The following is a 15,787-nucleotide window of genomic DNA, read 5'->3' on the forward strand; positions in this document are numbered from 1 at the left end:
GCTGTGACCAGCGCAACTGATGGCCGATCAGCGCGACGAACGAAGGAGAGCCGTGCCCCAGGACTGGCCCGGATGGCCCGAAAACGACGCCGAGCGCTACCGCACCGAGGGCTATTGGGAGGGAGTCACCTTCGGCGCCCGGCTGCGCGGCTGGGCCCGCGACCACGGCGACCGCACCGCCCTCGTCGACGGTGCGCGGCGTTGGACGTACGCCCGGCTCGACCGCCACGCGGACCGCCTGGCCGCGGGGTTCCGGGGCCTCGGGATCACCCGGGGCGACCGGGTGGTCGTGCAGGTGCCGAACGTGGCCGAGTTCGTCCACGTGTGGTTCGCGCTGCAACGCGTCGGCGCCGTCCCCGTCCATGCCCTGCCCGGGCACCGGCGGGTCGAGATCAGCCACCTCGTGCGGCACAGCGGTGCGGTGGCGTACGTCGTCCCCGACCGGTACCGGCGCTTCGACCACGTCGCTCTCGCGTCCGAGATCGCGGCCGACCCGTCGTGCGCCACACTGCGGCATGTGATCGTCGCGGGAAAACCCGGTCCTCACACGGCACTTGACGATCTGCTCGGCGGTGTCGACGCGACGGCGGACGAAGAGGACCCGTCGATCCGCCCCGGCGACCTGGCCGCGCTGCTCCTGTCCGGCGGCACCACCGGCGTGCCGAAGCTGATCCCGCGCACGCACGACGACTACGCGTGCAACGCCCTTGCGGGCGCCCGGGTTTGCGGCCTCGGGGCGGACACGGTCTACCTCGCCGTGTTGCCGGTCGCCTTCAACTTCACCTTCGCCTGTCCGGGTGTCCTCGGAACGCTGGCCGCCGGCGGGACGGTCGTGCTCGCCCCCGACCCCGACCCCGCCACGGCGTTCGCGCTCATCGCCCGCGAGCGCGTCACCGTCACCGCCATCAACCCGCCGCTGGCCGGCCACTGGCTCGACGAATTCCGCCCCGGGACCACGGACTTGTCGAGCCTTCGACTGCTCCAGGTCGGCAGCGCCCGCCTCGCCGACGACCTCGCACGGCGGATCCGGCCCGAACTCGGCGTCCCCCTCCAGCAGGTCTTCGGGATGGCCGAAGGGCTCATCAACTACACCGCGCCCGACGACCCCGAGGACCTGGTCACCACGACACAGGGGCGCCCGTGCACCGACGCAGACGAGATCCGCGTCGTCGACCCCGACGACCGGCCCGTCCCCGACGGCGAGCCCGGCGAACTCCTCACGCGCGGCCCGTACACGCTGCGCGGCTACTACCGCGCGCCCGAGCACAACCGCACCGCGTTCACGGCGGACGGCTTCTACCGCACGGGCGATGTCGTACGCCGCCTGCCCAGCGGTCACCTCGTCGTCGTCGGGCGCGTGAAGGACCAGATCAACCGGGGCGGCGAGAAGATCGCGGCGACCGAGGTCGAAGGGCACCTGCTCGCCCACCCCGACATCGCCCAGGCGGCCGTCGTCGGGGTGCCGGACGCGCGGTGGGGGGAGCGGCCGGTCGCCTTCGTCGTGCCGCGCCCCGGCCGTCCCGTCCCCCGCCCGCGCGACCTCGCCGCCCACCTCACCGCGCGGGGCCTCGCGGCGTGGAAGGCGCCCGCGGAGGTCGTGGCGGCGGACGGACTGCCGCTGACGCCGGTCGGCAAGATCGACAAGAACGCGCTGGCGGCGCGGGCCGCGGAACGATGAGCGCCCGACCGGCGGTATCGCCGGTGCGGGCGCCCGCACCGCCTCGGGTGGCGGAGCGCCGCGGAACGATGGGGGCGCGCCCGGCGGAATCGCCGGTCGCGTCGGCCGCCCGGCTACCGGGTGAAGCGCCGCGGATCGGTGAACCCCACGTCCACCGCCGGGCGTTCGCCCACCGCGACGGCGGCCAGCACCTCCCCGATCCCGGTGGCGTGCTTGAACCCGTGCGAGCAGCAGCCTCCGCCGACGACGACCGGACCGGCCTCGTCCGGGCGGCCGAGCAGGAACTGACCGTCCGGGGTCTCGGCATACAGGCAGATCTCCCCACGGGCGCACACCGGTTCCAGCCCCGGCACCGCGTGCGGCAGCCGCTCGGCCACCGGCGCCCAGTCGGCGCGGCGCAGCGCGCGGTCGACGTCGGACGCGGCGACCCGCTCGAAGGACGCCCGGTGGTCCTCCAGTCCGAGCTTGACGCGTTCGTCCCAGCCGGTGGCGCCGTGCCCCCACAGCACGCTCCCGTCGGCCAACTCCCGCATGAACACGGGGAATCGTGCGAGCCGGTGGGCATCCTCGGCACCCGGTTTCGGGGCGAACCAGGTCGCGGGCATGCGTACCGCGCGTGCCGACATTCCCGGGACCAACGCCGACAGCCACGGCCCGGCCGTCACCACGACCTGCCGCACCCGGAACTCGCGCACGGCGGTACGCAGCACCACCTCCGCGCGCCCCGCGACCCGCAGCCCCAGCACCTCCGTCCCCGCGAACACCCGTGCCCCGCACGCCTCTCCGGCCGCCACGGCGGCGCGCACGGCCGCCTCGGGGCGGATCAGCCCCGCCTCCGGCTCCCAGATGCCGGCGTCGTCGCGGCCGAGCCCGGCGTGTGCCGGGAAGCGCCGCCGGATCTCGGCGGCGTCCAGGAGGTCCGCGGGCACCCGGTGCGCGCGGACGACCTCGCGGGCCGCCGGAAGCAACCGTCCCTCGCGGGGTCCGGCCAGCAGTCCGCCCGACATCACGAACAGCTCCTCCCCCGCGGCCGACTCCAGCTCGCGCCACAACTCAGAGGAGAGCCGGGCCAGTTCGACCAGGCCCGGGTGCTCCATACAGGCGGTGCGGAACATGCGGCTGCCGCCGTGCGACGAGCCGAGCGCGTGACCCGGCCGGTATTGCTCGAAGCCGACCACCTCCACGCCGCGCGCGGCGAGCCGCCACAGCGCCGCCGCTCCCCAGGCCCCGAGGCCCACCACCGCCACATCGGCATCGAACCCACGCATCACCGCTCCTTGTTCGTCGAGACCCCGTCGGGGATCGGGCCGCCGCACGGGCCCCGCTCAGCGCTCCGAGAGCCGCGGGGCGACCTCGGCGGCGAACAGCCGTACGGCCCGCTCGGCCTCCATGTACTCCGTCCCGCCCGGGTTGAACTGGAGGCTGACGGACAGATCGGCGCCGAACCGGTCGGCTATGCGCTCCAGTTGCGCGGCGACGTCGTGGGGTGTCCCGGCCAGCACCTTGTCTCCCGCGAGCGCCTCGTCGAAGTCGTACGCGCGCACCTTGTCCACCAGCGCCGCGTAGCCGGGGTAGTCGTCGCCGCCCACCCCCGGCGCCGCCCACGGGGCGACCGCCTCCGCCATGCGCGCGATGTAGTTGGCCTCCCAGCGGCGTCCGGCGGCCAAGGCCTCCGCACGGCGTGGCGAGAGGTAGCACGTGTATTTGATCTGCACGCGCCCCGGCCCGGCGTGCCCGGCCTCCTCCCGGGCCGTGCGGTAGGCCGCGAGCATCGCGCGCACTCCCTCGGCGCTGGTGACCGAGGGCACCACCTGGAGATGGTGCCCGGCCGATCCCGCCGCCGCGCACGACTCGGCGCTCGTCGTCGACGCGATGAAGACCGGCGGATGCGGGCGCTGCACCGGCCGGGGCAGCACCGTCACCGGACCGAACGCGCTGTACTCCCCCGACCAGACGACGTCCTCTTCCTCCCACAGCCGCCGGCACGCGGCCACGTTCTCCGCGAACCGCGCGCGGCTCTCCGCCATCGGCACCCCGAGGGCGGCGAACTCCTGGGGCAGGAAAGCCCGTCCGAAGCCCACGTCCAGCCGTCCGTTCGCCAGGTTGTCGAGCATCGCCAGGCGCCCGGCCAGCGCGGCCGGGTGCTCGAACGCCGGGACGACCGCTCCGGTGACCACCCGGACGCGTGCCGTCCGCGACGCGACGGCGGCCAGCAGGACCAGCGGATCCGGGCAGTAGCCGCCGTACGGCGAGAAATGGTGCTCGACGGTCTGCACATGCTCGTAGCCGAGCACATCGGCGACCTCGGCAAGCCGCAGACAGTCGTCGAAATACGCGGCGGCGGAACGCTCCGCGGGCGAAAGGACAGGAAAAAACGTCAGGCCGAATTTCACGGGGACTCCGTTTCGGAAGGCGGCGGTGACGCTCATTGAAATAAAGCCCCACCGAAAAGTCAAGAAACGCAATCCGGTGATTGCGCGATTCCACGCTGCCCGATTTCCGCACGGAAAAGGACCCGTGAATGCCGGGGATATTCCGGGCAACGCGGCGAACGCATTCCGCCGCACCGTCAGCCCTCCACCGCACGCCTGATCCGCACCACCTACCCCACCGACCGGGCGCCCCCACCACCTCCGGGCCGATGCGCGGCCCCCGATCATCACCTCCCCGGCACCCCCACCACGAAGGAGCACCATGACCGCACCCTCGCCCGCCCCCACGACCACACCCTCCGAGACTTTCTCCTTCCCCACCCGCGGAACCCTTCTCGGCGACGCCGAGGCAGCCGCCGTCGCCGAGATCATCGGCTCGCCCGACCGCCTCACGCAGGGCGTTTGGCGCGACCGCTTCGAACAGCAATTCCGCGAGTACGCCGGCGCCCGTCACGCGATATCCGTCACCAGCGGAACCGTCGCCCTGGAAACCGCGATCCGGCTTTTGGATCTCCGCCCCGGCGACCAGGTCGTCGTCACTCCGCAGACATTCCAGGCCACCATTCAGCCTCTGCTCGACTCCCCCGCGGAGGTCGTCTTCTGCGACGTCGAACCCGGGACGCTCAACCTCGACCCGGCGGCACTCGACGCCGTCGTCACCGACCGCACCGCCGCCGTGATCCTCGTCCACTACGGCGGCCTGCCCGCCCGCATGACCGAGATCACCGCGATCGCCCGCCGCCACGGCGCCGTCGTCATCGAGGACTGCGCCCACGCCCTGGGGGCCCGCCACCGGGGCCGCCGCCCCGGCGCCCTCGCCGACATCGGCTGCTTCAGCTTCCACGGCACCAAGGCCCTCACCACCCTAGGCGAGGGCGGCATGATCACCCTGGACCGCGACGACTGGGCCGAACGCCTCGACCGGGTGCGCTCCAACGACGCCGACTACCGGTCACTGCCGTACGCCGGACCCGATCCGGAACCCGCGCTCCTGCCGTGGATGCGCTACTCCGACGACATCTACCGCCGCACCTGCACCCGGTGGCACCGTGCCGGCACCAACGCCACACTCTCCGAGGCCGCTGCCGCCGTGGGCGTCGTCCAACTCGGCCGCCTCCCCGAACTGACCGCCCGCCGCCGGGCGGTGGCCACACGTCTCGACGCCGCGACCGCGTCGTTCCCCCTCGTGCGCACGCACCGCCCCCACCCGGGCGACGAACACGCCCACCACCTCTACACCTGCTTCGTCGACGCCCCCGTCATCCGCGAACGCCTCGTCAGAACCCTGCACACGCACGGTGTCGAGGTCCAACTCCGCTACTTCCCCCTCCACCTCACACCCGAGTGGCGAGCCCGTGGCCACCATCGGGGCGAGTGCCCCGCGGCCGAACGCTCGTGGTTCGACCACCAGGTCAACCTCCCCTGCCCACCTTCTCTGACCGACCGTCAGGCCGACCGCCTGGCCTCCGTCCTCCACGACTGCCTCACCCTGGCCCACCGGATCTGACCCTGGAGACCCCCGCATGCCCTTCATCGAGATCAAACTCTTCGAGGAACGCCTGACCCCCGAAACCGAACGCGCCCTCATCGAACGCGTCACCACCGCCGTGACCGACACCCTCGGCGAAGCGTTCCGCGACCGCACCTGGATCCTCCTCCACGCCGAACCCGCCACCCGCTGGGGCATATCGGGCACCCCGGGCCACGCCGACTAGCCCCCCATACCGTGCGAGGTCGGGAATTCCCGTCACCTCTGCGGGACTTCCCGACCTCACCCCACGACTCACCGCACACGAACAGAAACAGCGCCCATCAGCGGTCCCGGCACGTGACAAGGGCGCCGCCGCCCCGGGCCGCGGTTCCGGAGAACGCCCTCAACGAGTCCGCGGCGCCGGCAACCCGCCCGGCCCGAGTCAGGAGAACGTTCCGCTGTCGGGGTGGCAGATGTGTCGACCGCTGAGCAACTTGTCGTGATAGGCGTGCGGGAAGTGGGCGAACGAGGGTGCGCTCGGGCTGAGGGGGCCGGCGTGGGTCTCCCACGCGAACACCTGGCGTAGGTGCCGCGTTCCGGGGGGCGAGGTCGAGGACCCACAGGTTTCCGCCGCGGTCCGCCGCGAACGGAATCTCGCCGGGGTGCCACCACACGAACCGGACGCGCGCGCCGTCGGGGGTCCGGTTCGTGTGGGGGTCGGCTGTCGAACATCCCCGCGCTGCACAGTCGTTCGAGGGAGCGTCGCCGGTCCGGCATGTCCGAGGCGGACAACCCCTCGTACGCGAAGACGGGTAGGCCGCCGCGGCCACCGAACAGGCGCAGATAGGCCCGGAAGTCGACGGGAAGGAACGCGCCGACGGCCTCTTCCAGTTCGGCGACCGCACCGGGGTGGGGCTCTCCGTCCTCGTCGGCGACGTCGGGATTCACGCCGCTGTTCAGGAGGCGTGTGAGGACGGCGGATTCGCCTCTGGCGAGCGCGTCCCACAGCGGCTGGGCGTCTTGCATCGGTCGATACCGTCGTCCGGTTGCGGCGGTCCCTTGGCGACGAACTCGCCACGGTGGACGTGCTTTTGCCCTGGACGTCGCGGGGTCCGAGGTGAGCCGCGGAGCGTACCCGAGCCTGCCGACACCCCGGTCGCTCCCGCGGATCGCGGACGTTGTGTGCGCGGGGGGTGGCTGCCGGGTGTGTTGAGTGGGGGCGAGTTGTGGGGGTTCGGCGGCGGGGGGCATGCCCGCAGTGCGGCGGGTTGGGGAGGGTGGTCGCGTTGTCGGGACAGTGGTGCCGGAGCGGCCGTGTGGGGACGGGCGTTGTGGGGTGGGGTGGTTCGCGTGGCCGGGATGGTGTCGCGGCTTGGGGGTGTCGGGGGTGGCATGATCGGCGCTATGAGGGTTCTTGTGGTGGGGGCGAGTGGCACGATCGGGCGGGCCGTGGTCGGCGCGTTGGAGGCTTCGCATGAGGTGGTGCGGGCTTCGCGGGGAGGGCCGGTGGTGGTGGATCTGGACGATCCCTCGTCCCTGGACGCGCTGTTCGACGAGGTGACGGATCTCGACGCGGTGGTGTGTTGTGCCGCGAGCGGGCCGCTGGTGGACCTGGCGTCGGTGACCGATGCTGAGATGGACGCGGGTGTGCGGGGCAAGCTGTTGGGGCAAGTGGCCCTGGCCCGCCGGGCGTTGCGTCACCTTCGGGACGGCGGGTCCGTCACCTTGACCGGAGGCACGTTCTCGGCTCCGCTGGCCGGTGGGTCACTGGGAGCCCTCGTCAACGCGGGCCTGGAGGGGTTCGTCCGCAACGCGGCCGGTGAGGCGCCGCGGGGGCTGCGGATCAATGTCATCAGCCCGGGGTGGGTCAGCGAAACCCTCGCAAGCATGGGTAGCGATCCTGCCGGAGGCACCCCTGTCTCGGAGGTCGCGCGCGCCTATGTGGAGGCCGTGGAAGGGACCGCCCAGGGTCTGACCATCCGTCCGTGAGCACGGGGGCGCCACGGGGGCGTCCGGTCAGGCGCCGCCGCGGAACAGCATGAAGATGCGCTCCGGGTCGTACACCACCCACCGCGGGTCCCCGCCCCACGCCAGACGCAGGCGGCAGATCGCGGTGCCGTCCGGGAGTGTGGACCAGCCGGTGACGATGCCGGCCAGGCGGTGCCGTCGCTTTCGTACGCCTCGACCGGCCGGTAGATCACGCGGACGTCCTCGTCCGCCGGAACCGGGCAATCGCGGGACCAGTCCTCGAGAACACGCCGTGCGTCGTGGTTCATCGGGCCGCCTCCCCAGGTGATCGCGGTGCGGGTTCGAGGCTTTCGGGGCCGTCGGCCCGCGCCGGTGGACGCACGGGCCGACGGTCGTCGCTCCGCTACTTCTTGCCCGCGCAGGTCGGGTCGTTGGGCACCACGGAGATCGACCCGTACGGCAGGTCCTTGTGGTAGATCGTGTAGATCCGGTTGCCGTGGTCGCACTTGGTGGCGACGTTGCTGAACCCGTCGGGCATGAGGACGATGTCGCCCGGGCTGTCGTTGGTCGTCGAACTGCGCGGCGCGTCGGCGAACGGCTCCTTGACCGTCTGGCCCTTGCCACAACCGGCGGTCAGGACGCCGACGGACGCGACAACCGCCAGCCCGGCGATTCGCCGCCGACGCGCCGTGGCTATGTGAGTGAACATGCAACGCCCCCAAGAGCTGTGTTGTGGGAGGGATTCCCGACTGCGCCCGCGAACTCGACACGCCCCCCGGGGGGTTCGCTGCGCGGGTAGCCATATTCTACAGAGCTGTAGAAGTTGGTGGGGCGTCACTCCCGAACGACGCCCGCGGCACGGACGCGGGCGCGACGTACCGCATGCCGGCGCGCGCCTCCGCGGCCGACGTGGGGCCGCCCGACTACGGGCGCAACGCGGCACTGTCCGGTACGGCACGGACAAGCGGCGCGACTCCAGTCCGCGGGGCCCGCGCCGCGGGACTCAACACGCCGCCGACGTACGGCGGATGGGATCGTCCCCGCTACTCCGGACCGCGCGACGAAGCCCGGGGAGCCGGATGCCGCCGCGATGCCGTGACCACCTCGCCGACGGGGCCGGGTCGGGTGATGCGGCCGTCGGCGAGGGTCAGGATCCGGTCCGCGTGGCGGGCCGCGAGGGGGAGGTTGTGGGTGATGAGGAGGACGGCGGTGCCGCGGCGGTGCCGGGCGCGGGCCAGTGCCCGCATGACCGCCTCGGCGGTGTCGGGGTCCAGCGCGGAGGTGGGTTCGTCGCAGATCAGGAGGATCGGATCGGCGGCCAACGCCCGTGCCAGGGCGACGCGTTGGCGCTGCCCGCCGGAGAGGGCGGAGGGGCGGCGCTCGGCGAGTGCGGCGGGGATGCCGAGGGACGCGAGCAGGGCCAGTGCCTCGGCGCCGGCCTGGTGGCGGGGCAGGCCGCGCAGGCGTTCCAGGGGGCGGCGTACCGCGCGGAGGGCCGACTCCCGGGGGTTGAGCGCGTCCACGGGGTCTTGGCGGACCACTTGGACGTCATGCCTCGCCAGTGGCTTTCCGTTCCAGCGGACGGTCCCGGCGCTGTGGGGGTGGAGCCCGGCCAGGCAGCGCGCCAGGGTGGTCTTGCCGGCTCCCGAGACACCCACGACGGCGGTGCACGACCCCCGGGGGACGACGAAGGTGATGTCGGTCAGCGCGGCGGCAGGTGACTCCCGGTGGTGGGCGCACAGCCCGGTCACCACGAGGCCGTCGGCGACCTCGATGCCCCCGGGCCCGGCCGCCGCGGTGCCCGGTGATCCCCGGTCGTCGGCGCACCGACCAATCGCCGGCAACTCGTCATCGCCGTCCCTGTCCCGGAGTTCGGCGGACGCCGGGCCCGGCGACTCCCGGAGGTCGGCACACAGGCCTGTCACCACCGACCCGTCATCGTGCTCGCCACCCCGGGGTTCGTCGTACGCACGGTCGGCCCGCGGTGACGTGGGGCCGACGACAACGGCCCCGTGCGGGGTGACCTTCCCGTCCTCCACCGTCTCCACGCGGTCCGCGAGCGCCGCCAGCAGCTCGTGGTCGTGGCTGATGAGCACGGCGGCCCGCTGCCCACGGCCGAGGACGTCGGCGAGCATGTCGCGGGTGTGTGCGGCGGTCGCCGCGTCGAGGCCGCTGGTGGGTTCGTCCAGGATCAGGAGGCGGGGCGCGCCGGCCAGCGTCATGGCCAACGCGACGCGCTGGGCTTGGCCGCCGGAGATCCGGTGGGGGTGACGGCGGCGGAACTCGGCGTCGTGGGGCAGTCCGACGGCGGTCAGGAGACGGACGACCTCCGCCGTTGTCTGATCACGTGTCAGGCGGCGGTCGGAGCGGAGGCGTACGGCCTCGGCGATCTGCGGCCCCAGGCGGCGTGCCGGGTGGAGTGCGGACGCGGGGTCCTGTCCGAGGAAGGTGACGACCCGGCCGCGCACAAGTCGCGCGCCCGAAGGGGTCAGGGGGTCGGTGCCCGCGACGTCGACCCGACCGCCGAACACCCGGAGTCCGGGGCGCACATGACCCAGCAGCGTGAGTGCGAGCATGGTCTTCCCGGCACCGGACGCGCCGGTGATGCCGACCACTTCACCGGCACGCACGGACAGGTCGGCCCCGCGGAGGACGGGTGGGCGTCCGGGTGCGCCGAGGACCAGGCCCCGGATGACGGCGAACGGCATCCTGGCTAACTCTCCTTGCCTGACGGTGTCGTGAGGCGGTCGGCGAGCAGGGTCACCGACACCGTGAACAGGATCAGGGCCAGGGTGGGGGCCAGGAACGCCGTCGGCGACAGTTCCGCGCCCGGCAGGTTCTCCTCGACCATGCGGCCCCAGTCCGCGTGCGGCGCCCCGGGGCCCAGGCCGAGGAATCCCGCTGTCGCGGTCAGGTGGACGCACGCGACGAGCCTGATGCACGCGTCCGCGAGCACCTGCCCGGCGAGGTTGGGCAGGACGTCGTAACGCAGCAGGTCCGCGGGGCGGTCGCCGCGTGCCCGGGCCGTCTCCAGATAGCCCGCGGCGGCGATGCCCCGCGCGGCCGAGCGGACGACCCGGACGCCTAACGGCAGCGTGGCCAGCGCGATCGCCACCACCAGGGCGGTGGAGCTGCCCGGCTGCCCGGCGGCGAGCACCAGCATGAGCAACAGCGGTGGTACGGCCGCGAGTACGTCGACCACACGCACCGCGGCCTCGGCGCCCCGCCCGCCCCGCAGCCCCGCCCACAGCCCCAGTCCGCCGCCGACCACGGTCACCGCGGCGGTCGCGGCGAGGGCGGGCAGCAGGGTGGCCCGGGCGCCGTGCAGGAGGCGGCTGAGCACATCCCGGCCGAGGACGTCGGTGCCGAACGGGCGGCTCGCGGTGGGTCCTTCGAACGGCAGGCCGAGTTGTTCGGCCTGGCCGTGGGGAGCCAGCCGGGCGCCGGCCACGACGAGGACGGCCATCGCCGCGACGACCGCGAAGAGCACGTACCGGGCCGCGGTCCGCGTCTTGGCGGTCACGGGCGCTTCCTCGGATCGAGCACGCGGCACGCCACGTCCGCGATCAGCAGCACCGCGAGGGTGATCGCGCTGAGGGTGAGGGCGATGCCCTGCACCATGGGGACGTCGCGGGCGGCCACGGCCTGGCGCATTTCGAGACCGATGCCGGGATAGGCGAAGACGGTCTCGACGACGACGGTGCCGCCGACCAGTCCGGCCGCGGTCATGGCCGGCGCCTGGATCGCGGGGGCGGCCGTACCGGGCAGAAAGTGCCGCAGTGCCAGGCGGGTTCCGCGTACGCCGTTCAGACGGGCGTTCTCGATGTACGGCGTCGCCGCGACCTCGGCGGCTGCCGCCCGGATGATCCGGACGGCAGCCGCGGGGCCCGCGACGCACAGCGTCAGCACCGGCAGCACCAGCACCTCAGGACTGCTCAGCGGCGATTCTCCGAGCGGCACGAGGGAGACGCGCGGCAGCAGACCCCACCAGCCCGCGAACACCGCGACGAGGAGGGCCCCGACGACGAAGTCCGGTGTGCCGACCGCTCCTTGGCTCAGAGTGCTGATGACACGGTCGAGTCTGCCTCCGGGGCGCATGCCGGCCACGAGTCCCAAGGCCAGCACCACCGGGGCCGAGAGGACGAGCGCGAGCCCGGCGAGCAGGGCGCTGTTCGGCAGACGGTCGGCGATCACGTCGGCGACCGGGCGGCCTCCCACCATCGCGGTGCCGAAATCGCCGCGGACGGCGTGCGACGCCCAGTCGGCGTACCGCCGCGCGGCCGACCGGTCCAAGCCCAACTCGTGCCGGATGCGGGCGCGTTCACCGGGTGAGGCGTCGACGCCCGCGACGACGTCGCCCGCGTCGCCGGGCAGCACCTCGGTGGCCGCGAACAGCAGCACCGACAGCACGGCCAGCGCCGCGAGCGCGCCCAGGGTGCGGCGCAGCAGGAACGTCAGCACGCCGGCACCGCCGCCGGGACCCTGTTGTCACCGGCGGACGTCGCCCCACGTTCCGGCACTCCGGGCAGCGTGCGGTCAACTCCCGTGTTTTCGGCCGGTGTTCGGACGACTCCCCCAGCTCCTCCCGGCGTTCGGCGGGTCACCGCAACGCCGCCTGCGCGAACCCGGGGAACTGCACGTACAGATCGTCGGCCACCCCCACGACCGACGGCGACGCGGCGTTGAGGTACGGCTTGAAGACCGGCATCACGGTGTTCCCGTCGCGCCACAGCGCCAGTTGCGCCCGCGTGCCCAGATCCGCCGCACGGGCCGGGTCGCGCTGGGCCCGTGCCTCGGTCACCAGGGCGTCGACGTCGGGGCGGTTCCACCCCAGCGCGCTCGGTGCGCCGCCGGCCGTGGTGGTCTGGTACGACGACAGTGCGGGCACCGGCACGTTGAAACCCGCCGCCAGCGGAAGCCGGGTGTACGCGGGGAAGTCGGCGAAGAGCTGCCCGGCGGGCAGTTCGCGCAGGCTCGCACGCACCCCGATCTTCTTCAGGTCCTCGACGTACAGCGTCGCCGCCTCGACCATGCCGGGCGTCTCGGGCCCGGTGGTCAGGGTGACCTCAAGGCCGTCGGCCCCGGCGTCGCGCAGCAACTGCCGTGCGCGGTCCGGGTCGTGGGGGCGTTGGGCGATGCCGCGGGCGTAGTCGGGGAACCCGAGGGCGGGCAGGTCGTTGCCGACCGTGCCGCGGCCGAAGAGCACCGTGCGCACCATGGCCTCGCGGTCGACGGCCAGCTTGAACGCCTCGCGTACCTGGGGGTTGTCGAACGGCGGCACGGCCATGTTCATCCGGAAGGACAGGCCGACCAGGTAGGGGCTGTCCGACGGTGTCAGGACGACCCGGGGGTTGTTCTCCAGCGTGCGGGCCGCGACGGGCGGCAGGTCGTGGGCGAAGTCGACCTGCCCGCCGGTGAGGGCTCCGGCGCGGGCGTCGCCGGCCGGGATCGAGCGCAGTTCGAGGCCGTCCAGGTAGGGGCCGCCGCCGAGCGCGAGCCCGTAGTAGTCGTCGTTGCGGACGAAGGTGGCACCCTGGCCCGGTTCGAAGCGGGTCAGCCGGAACGGACCGCACGTCGGGGTGTCCGGGCCGTAGGTGGTGGTGCCGTCCTTGACGACGAGGTACGTGCCCTGACACAGGATCAGGCGGCCGTCGGCGATGGGCCGGACGGTGGGCAGCACGAGGGTGAGGTCGCCGTCGACCCGGGCCTGGTCGAGCGCGAAGTTGGCGGCCGGCATCTTGAAGACCGGCAGCGGGCTGGTACGGGCGGGTCCGGCGAGCGAGTAGAGCACGTCGCGGGCGGTGACCGGCGATCCGTCGGTGAAGCGGACGCCGGGACGTACCCGCAGCACGTACGTGGCCAGGTCGTCCGACACCTCGATGTTCTCCAGGACGCCGTAGCGCACGCCGTCGGGGGCGGTGGGATCGAGGTTGCCGAGGCCGCCGTGCCAGGCTCTGGCGCGCACGAAGTCCATGGGCGTGGGGCCGCGGAAGTGGTCGAGCGCCTCCGAGGCGCCGCCGCCGACGAACGCGGCGCGCAGCACACCTCCGCGGGGGCGTGCGCCGTCGTCGCGGGCGGGGGTTCCGGCGGTGTCGTCGTCCGAGCAGGCGGTGAGCGTCGCGCCGACGGCCAGGGCGGCGGTACCGCCGACGGTGGTGCGCAGGAATTGGCGGCGGTTGACAGATATCGGCATGGTCTCCCTACCCGGATGGGCGTTCCGGCCGACGGCCGGGCGTGATCGGCGGTTTCGGTGCGAGCGCGCCGCCGGAGATCTTATCCGAAATGATTGTCGTTATCGATAGTGGGTCGTCGATCGAGCCCGCACGGGCGCGGGTGCCCGCCCACCGACCGCGCCGACCCCGCGTGGGACCGAGGCCCGACCGAGTGTGAGGATCAGGGCATGGCGCATTCCTCGTCCGGCCCGCTGACGTTACGCAGACGCGCGATGCGCGGGGTCGCGGAAAGGTGCCGCGGCTGCGTGGTCGGCGGTCGGCCGACCTGACAGGGGGCCGCGTCCCGACGCCGACTCCGGGACGCGGGAGATCAGCCGAGTTGCGCGGGGCCCGACCCCACGCGACCCGAAGGGCGTTTCCCGCCACTAGGGTCCCGAACCCTGGGAAGCCTGCCCGCTCTTCGGCCCCCGGCGCGGCCGGGGTACCCGGCGTACGCCCGGACACTCCGTGGCGGGTGCGCCCGGAGGTCGGTGACGCGGTGCGGGGACGGCGCCCGTGAACAGAAGTCCGCAGACGAGCAAGGGGATCAGGTCATGCACACCGCGAAGAAACTACGCGTCACCCTGGGGGCGCTGTTCAGCGCCGCCCTGGTGGCATCCTGCTCGTCCGGCGGCGACGGCGATGTCCACGCCGCCGACTCGGCGGTGCCGACCTCGGCGTCCGGCGCACCGCCCGCGGAACCCGCCGAGGAAGCGGCGAGCCGGCCTCCGAGCGCGTTCGCACCGGACGCCTTCACACTCACCGACAGCGCCTACACGTCCGGGACGCCCGTCATCCTGCACGACCGCAACGCCTATGTGGCGTCGGAGTCGAGCCTGACGACCGTCGACCTCGCGAGCCGACGGACTCTCGGCAAGGTGACGCCCGAGCACCCGCTCCTCCACGCGCCGCCGGCCGCGGGCAACCCGGCCGCGATCGAGGCGTACTCGGCGAAGCGGCCGATGGTCGGGGAACCGGTGTTCACCGAGATCAACGGCGTGCAGGTCGCACTCGCGGGCTTCGCGGTGAGCGGTGTCGGCGAACCGGCCGGGCCGGGCGTCGAGTTGGTCGCGGTGGACCGCGGCACGGGGCAGGAGGTGTGGCGGTTCTCCTTCGCGGTCGCCCAGTGGAAGAGTTCGCCGCCCAAGTCGACGGCCTCCGTGGACATCGTCGGTGTCGCGAACGGCGTGGCCGTACTCCGCGCGAACCACGACAGCAAGGTCACCGGCAGCTACGGCGTGTCCCTCGCCGGGCCCAAACTGGCGTGGAGCAACCCGGACTTCCATGCGCTCGGTGTCGACGGTGACGTCGTCGCGGGCATGGCGTTCACCGAGGGCATGCGGCTGACCGGGCTGCGCGTCGCCGACGGAAGCAGCCGCGTCTGGCAGGACTCGGCCCAGCGGTCGTGCACCACCATCGGGACGATCGGACCGTGGCTCAAGACCGGGGAGAAGGTCGACGGCAACGAGGTGACCCGCCTGGTGCGGATCGCGACCCAGGAGCCGTTCGCCGCACTCGGCGACGCGCTGACCGCGGACGCGAACTGCGATCACGACGCGGACGCCGCCATCGTCGTGTGCACCGAGGGCGAGCGCGCCACCGCGGCCGACGCCGCGACCGGCACACAGTTGTGGTCGCGCCCGGCGGCCGGCGCGGATGCCTGGACCGGCAAAGTCACCGCGACATTCCAGGGGCTGCTTTACGTCGAAGACAGCGCGAAGAACGCGTCCCGCGTGGTCGACGCCCGTACGGGAGAGGTCGTGCAGACCGCCCCCGGCATCGCCCCCGTCGTGGTCAACGAGCACTTCGGCGTGGTCCACAACGGCGCGCGGATCACGGCGCACGCGGCGGCCACGCCGTGAGCGTCGTCACCGCCCGAACAGGCCCGGTCGCACCGGCCGTTCCCGCTCCGCGACGGCATCGGACACGCACGGTCGGAGACGGCCTCGTACCGACGGCGCCCCGATTTCCGTACCGCCGCGAGAGAAGAAACGTTCCGGCCACGCCCGCGACCGGTTCGGCGTAG

General features: G+C 73.1%; 12 protein-coding genes. 5 read left to right on the forward strand and 7 right to left on the reverse strand.

Features of this window, described 5'->3' with window-relative positions:
• Positions 1-19: 19 nt before the first annotated feature.
• Complete coding sequence (locus tag LO772_RS01885; protein ID WP_231776540.1) at positions 20-1,678, forward strand: (2,3-dihydroxybenzoyl)adenylate synthase; 1,659 nt, start codon at positions 20-22, stop codon at positions 1,676-1,678.
• 113 nt (positions 1,679-1,791) lie between these two features.
• Here the strand turns inward: LO772_RS01885 and solA are convergent, their stop codons facing one another.
• A complete protein-coding gene (gene solA, locus LO772_RS01890; RefSeq protein WP_231776541.1) occupies positions 1,792-2,946 on the reverse strand; it encodes an N-methyl-L-tryptophan oxidase in 1,155 nt (384 codons plus the stop codon).
• A 57-nt stretch (positions 2,947-3,003) separates the two neighbouring features.
• Positions 3,004-4,071 (reverse strand): LLM class flavin-dependent oxidoreductase, encoded by a 1,068-nt coding sequence (locus tag LO772_RS01895; RefSeq protein WP_231776542.1) that lies wholly within the window; start codon positions 4,069-4,071, stop codon positions 3,004-3,006.
• 301 nt (positions 4,072-4,372) lie between these two features.
• On the opposite strand from LO772_RS01895, the gene LO772_RS01900 reads away from it, so the two are divergent.
• The 3 genes from LO772_RS01900 to LO772_RS01910 all read left to right on the forward strand — a co-directional run bounded on the left by LO772_RS01900 (position 4,373) and on the right by LO772_RS01910 (position 7,570).
• On the forward strand, positions 4,373-5,617 hold the full coding sequence (locus LO772_RS01900) for a DegT/DnrJ/EryC1/StrS family aminotransferase (protein ID WP_231776543.1): 1,245 nt from the start codon (positions 4,373-4,375) through the stop codon (positions 5,615-5,617).
• Between the two features lie 16 nt (positions 5,618-5,633).
• Positions 5,634-5,825: a tautomerase family protein gene (locus LO772_RS01905; RefSeq protein ID WP_231776544.1), complete on the forward strand. Its 192-nt coding sequence runs from the start codon at positions 5,634-5,636 to the stop codon at positions 5,823-5,825.
• A gap of 1,160 nt (positions 5,826-6,985) precedes the next feature.
• Entirely contained in the window at positions 6,986-7,570 is a 585-nt protein-coding gene (locus LO772_RS01910; protein WP_231776545.1) for a short chain dehydrogenase, read from the forward strand.
• A 382-nt stretch (positions 7,571-7,952) separates the two neighbouring features.
• On the opposite strand, the gene LO772_RS01915 is transcribed toward LO772_RS01910, so the two are convergent.
• The 5 genes from LO772_RS01915 to LO772_RS01935 form a co-directional block, all read right to left on the reverse strand.
• Positions 7,953-8,258 (reverse strand): hypothetical protein, encoded by a 306-nt coding sequence (locus tag LO772_RS01915; protein ID WP_231776546.1) that lies wholly within the window; start codon positions 8,256-8,258, stop codon positions 7,953-7,955.
• Between the two features lie 334 nt (positions 8,259-8,592).
• The gene (locus tag LO772_RS01920) at positions 8,593-10,257 is read right to left on the reverse strand and encodes an ABC transporter ATP-binding protein (RefSeq protein WP_231776547.1); all 1,665 of its coding nucleotides are present in this window, start codon (positions 10,255-10,257) and stop codon (positions 8,593-8,595) included.
• A gap of 5 nt (positions 10,258-10,262) precedes the next feature.
• On the reverse strand, positions 10,263-11,072 hold the full coding sequence (locus LO772_RS01925) for an ABC transporter permease (protein ID WP_231776548.1): 810 nt from the start codon (positions 11,070-11,072) through the stop codon (positions 10,263-10,265).
• Positions 11,069-12,010 carry an ABC transporter permease gene (locus LO772_RS01930; RefSeq protein WP_231776549.1) on the reverse strand — a complete coding sequence of 314 codons (942 nt, stop codon included), beginning with the start codon at positions 12,008-12,010 and terminating at the stop codon, positions 11,069-11,071. Before LO772_RS01930 ends, LO772_RS01925 begins: the two co-directional genes overlap by 4 nt.
• Positions 12,011-12,149: 139 nt before the next feature.
• Positions 12,150-13,742, reverse strand: coding sequence for an ABC transporter substrate-binding protein (locus LO772_RS01935; RefSeq protein ID WP_231776550.1), 1,593 nt, complete (start codon positions 13,740-13,742; stop codon positions 12,150-12,152).
• 573 nt (positions 13,743-14,315) lie between these two features.
• Here LO772_RS01935 and LO772_RS01940 point away from each other — a divergent pair.
• The gene (locus LO772_RS01940; RefSeq protein WP_231776551.1) at positions 14,316-15,623 is read left to right on the forward strand and encodes a PQQ-binding-like beta-propeller repeat protein; all 1,308 of its coding nucleotides are present in this window, start codon (positions 14,316-14,318) and stop codon (positions 15,621-15,623) included.
• Positions 15,624-15,787 lie beyond the last annotated feature (164 nt).

It is taken from the genome of Yinghuangia sp. ASG 101 (assembly GCF_021165735.1).
Taxonomy (GTDB): Bacteria; Actinomycetota; Actinomycetes; order Streptomycetales; family Streptomycetaceae; genus Yinghuangia.